The following is a 3,762-nucleotide window of genomic DNA, read 5'->3' on the forward strand; positions in this document are numbered from 1 at the left end:
GTGACCGCGATCCAGTGCATTGGCGCCAGGTCCTCGTCGGTGACCACCACCCGCACCTGGGTGGCGTCGGTGGGCAGCGCGGACAGTGGCGCCCGCAGGTTGCGCCACGCCGGCGCCGCACCGACGTCGGCCAGCCCGGTCGAGCCACCCGGCTTGTTGTCGGCGGCCTGTTTGTCGGTGGCCCACTGGATTTGGACCTCGCCGTAGTTGAACCGGCCGGCCGCCGACACGACCAGTAGCGGCCCGGATTCGCTGCGGGGCGGCAGCTTGTACCAGGCCGACCGCAGCCGGGCGGGCATCTGGACGCCGGATCGCCAGCTCCCGAGCACCGGGGTGCGGGCCGGGTTCAGGCCGTACGGCAGCCGGGCGCGGGAGCCGTTGATTCCGGGCGCGGAGGTGGTGCCGCCTTCGTTACCGGCCTCGCCGTTGGTGACATTTGCGTCGTCGCTGACGAAGCTGCGGTCACCGGGACGTTCCATCACCGGGTCGGCTGACACCGACGACGGGATGCCGTTGGAGTCGAAGCCCTCGGCGAAACCGTCTGCCAGCGCGTCTTTCTCGTCCGCGGAGACGGGTTTGAGCATCCCGGCGTTCGGGTCTTGCTCGACCAGGACGTCGGTGGCCAGTCCGCACGTCTTTCCGGTGAGGGCCTGCAGGTTGGAGCGGCCCACCGACCATGCCGGGTACTGGTCGGTCATGCCCAGCGTCAATGACAGCACCTGGAAGAACACCAGCGCCCAGGCGGCAATTGCCAGCGGGGACCGGATGATTCGACCCAAGCGTGAATCGCTGGGCGGGTCGGCGTCGCTGTCGGTCTTGACGAAGTGGAGCCAGGCCGCCAGCAGCGCAACCAGCAACGTCAGCGCCAGGAAGCCGGTGGTGAAACCGAAGTGCCACTGCGGGAACGCATTCGACCACGGCACCCCGAAGTTGGAGACATACCACCAGCCGTTGACGCTGGCGAACGACAGCGCAACGACGAACAACACTACCGAGGCGAACAGCGTCCGGTTGCGTCGTGACCGCATCGCCGTCGCGGTCACTGCGACCGCGGCCAGCGCACCCAGCGAACCGGCCAGCCCGGCGAACACCCCGAAGTGGTGCGTCCACTTGGTCGGCGTGAACATCATCGCGATGAACGAGATCACTGTGATCCCGATGATGCGACGGCTCGGCCCGGCCGCGGTGCCTGGAATTCGGCCCTTGCGCAACGTCATTGCGATCGACACCGCGAGGCCGACCAGCAACACCAGCAGCGCGAACCGGCGCGCGATCGACCCGTCCGGGCTGGCCATGAACAGCCGCTCGTAGCGGATGTGCTCGTCGAACCAACTCAGGCTCGGCCCGAGCGCGCGCTTGAGCGCCGTCGCCTGCAATTCACCGGCCAGCGTCTGGTCGCGGAAGATCAGGATCGCGTTGACGCTTACCGCGGCGACGATCGGCGCCAGCAGCGCCAGCACGCCGAATCGCCTCGATCCGCGCGCAATGATGGTGCGCAGCGGGCCGATTGCCACCAGCAGCGCGCCGATCGAGGCGATCCCGGTCGGCCCGGAGAACAGCGTCAGAGCCCCGACGATGCAGGCCACCGCCACCGGCAACAGCCGACTGGTGGCCACCGCGCGCTCCACCGAACACCAGGTCAGCAGAATGCCGAGGGCGATGATCGGCTCGGGTCGCAGGCCGTTGTCCAGCGGCAGCCACACCGCCAGGAAAGTGCCCGCCGCCGTCCACGCCGCCGCACGCGAGATCTTGACGGCATGACCCAGGCGCGGGATCACCTCCCGGCTGATCACCCACCAGCAGGCCAGCGCCATCAGCAGAGTGGGCAGCCGCATCCAGATGCTGGCGGTGCTGACGTGCGCCCACAGCGCCAGCAGGTCGTAGTACCAGCCGAACGGCGCCTCCGGCGTGCCCAGCCAGCGGTAGTAGTTGGCCATGTAGCCGGCGTGCTCGGAAACCCGGGCCATGGTCAGGATGTAGCCGTCGTCGGCGGTGTTGGCGCCGACGAAGTGCCACCACACCAGCACCAGCGTGACCAGGCCGTCCAGCCCGCTCAGGGACCACCAGCGGGGCGGCAGGAAACGGCGGTGCCGGGTGCCGTCGGAGGTGTCCAGGATGTGCAGCGCGATCAGCGCGGCCAGCGTGAGCGCCACGCCGAGCGCCATCGCGGCCATCTTCAACGGCGTCGGCGAACTGCTGTAGCGGGTGTCGACGGTGGCGGAGAAGGTCAGGCCGGGCGGGGCCGGTCCGGTCAGGTCGGTGAAGACGCCGACGATCTGCGGCCGAAAGTCGTAGCCGCTGCGCTCGCCGCGCAGGGGCGCGCCGGGATGCTCGGCGTTGGGGCCCTGGGTGAGCCCGACGAATTCACCGACCACCCGGTCGGCGTGGGCGGTGAAGACCAGCTTCTGGCAGTCGCCGCTCAACACCTGGCTCAGCGGCGCGACCACCAACGGGACATTGCGCACCACCAGCACCAGGTCGTCGTTGGCGCGTTCGATCAACAGGCCGCGATCCACCGCCTTGGGCGCCTGCTTGGGCACCGTGGACAGCAGCACCGTCCTGCCGGACCCGGACAGGCCGGCGGCGGCCTGGCACGGGATGCTGATGTTGAGGTCGGTGGCGACGTAGCCGATCAGCGGGGCCTCCACGCTGCCGAGGATGCCGTTTTGCGGCCAGTTCAGTTGTGCGGTGGTCTGTGTGACCGGCAGCAGCGGCGTCGCGACGGCCAGCAGCGTTCCGAGTATGCCGGCGACGACGGCAACCAAGCGGGCGGCCCGGTAGCTGCGGCCCGCGGTGTCATCCACGGGGGTAGATGCTAATTGCTGCGGCGGTGCCGCCTCGGTGGCCATCAGGGTTTGCGGATGGCCAGGATGAACGGGCCGATCTTGGTGACGCCGAACCGCGGGTCGGCGAAGATCGCGGCGTTGAGCTCGACCGTGTAGCGGCGCACGTTGGGCTGGTTGGGATAGACGTCTTCGGCCAGCCGCAGGGTGTAGCTGCTGCCCATCCCAGCAGATGTAGCGCCTGCTGAGCCGCCGTGCCGCATCAGGAACACCGTCGGCGGCGCCCACGGCAGCGCGTCCAGCGCGCGCACGAACGGGTCGGCGGACGTGAATTTGGCCCAGTCCCGGATCGCGGCCGCACGCTTGTCGAACTGCGCCAGCGGGTTGGCGTAGTGCGACGTCAACCCCTGGAAACCGTAGTAGGGGTAGTAGGACAGAAAGCTGTAGTCAGCGGTCATGACCACCGTCTGGTCGCGCGGTTTGCCGGTCGCCCGGGTGATCGCGGCGTCGATCTGCGCGTAGAACTTCTCCGAGCTGGGCGGGCGTCGGTCGCCGCGCTGGCCGTGGCCGTCGGTGTCGGTGTAGGCGATGGTCAGGTCGGGCCGCAGCACCTCGGGAATGTCCTGGCTGAACGCGATCGCGCCGGCCAGCCCGATCGACGCCGCCACCGGGAGCACGGCCCGGCCCCAGGCGTGTTCGCGGCCCCGGGCTTTGACCGCACGGGTCGCTTCGACAAAGCCGAAGACTCCCGCCGCCGTCAGCAACACCGTCAGCGTCGGCTGCAGCCGAAACGACAGCAGCGTGGTGCGGGCCAGCGTGGTCAGCATCGACAACAGCGACCACAGGTAGACCGCGAGCACGCCCATTGCCAGGCCGCCCGCCCGCACCGACGTCCGTGCCCGCACGACCAGCCACAGCGTGCCGAGCAGGCACAGCGCGCCCATCAAGGTGAAGGTCAGCATCGGGAAGGTCAACTCAG

The 3,762-nt window shown here is 69.3% G+C and carries 2 protein-coding genes; both read right to left on the bottom strand.

What is annotated here, in order from left to right:
- The coding region (locus AC2VOG_RS02045) for an arabinosyltransferase domain-containing protein (protein WP_486938250.1) at positions 1-2,849 on the bottom strand (2,849 nt) is incomplete at its 3' end.
- A partial coding sequence (locus AC2VOG_RS02050; protein ID WP_486938251.1) for an arabinofuranosyltransferase occupies positions 2,849-3,762 on the bottom strand: 914 nt, incomplete at its 5' end. The genes AC2VOG_RS02045 and AC2VOG_RS02050, both read right to left, overlap by 1 nt.

This window comes from Mycobacterium sp. TH-M11 (assembly GCF_057473725.1).